The following is a 491-nucleotide window of genomic DNA, read 5'->3' as shown; positions in this document are numbered from 1 at the left end:
ACGTTGTTGGTTATTAACTCACCCAATTGATTGATGCTCAGCCTTATATCCAGTTAGATGTTCAGCTCACTCAGTACCGTGACTAACACTTTAAGAATTTTGCTTCATCGAATACCGTCTCTTTTTTAAGCATATAATAAACACAGCGACCAAGCTTATGCGCAAGCGCTGACAGTGCTTTGGCTTTGCTCATTCGCTTTTGTAGTTTTTCAAGGTATTTGTTGGCGTTGTGATTGTGACGCAGCAGTAATACTGCGGCTTCGGAGAATGCCCATTTTAGATGTGCATTGCCAATTTTGTTACCTTGGGTGCCATAGGTTTTACCGGCAGACTCTGCTTTACATTTGACTAACCGACTATATGAAGCGAACTTTTGTACGCTTGAAAAGCGATTGATGTCACCAATTTCGTAAATAATGGTGAGTGCGAGAATGCGGCCTATACCATTAATTGTTTGCAAGATATTAAGGTGCACAGGATTATGCTGCTTA

1 protein-coding gene is annotated in these 491 nt (G+C 40.9%); it reads right to left on the bottom strand.

Going from position 1 to position 491, the window contains the following annotated elements:
- Positions 1–82: 82 nt before the first annotated feature.
- Positions 83–491, bottom strand: a 409-nt coding sequence (locus AC27I2_RS19725; protein WP_487205265.1) for a transposase, incomplete at its 5' end; no start/stop codon positions are given.

This window comes from Pseudoalteromonas sp. NH0006-46, assembly GCF_057547735.1.
The sequence above is the reverse complement of the archived record's forward strand: the minus strand, read 5'-3'. Positions and strand labels throughout refer to the sequence as shown.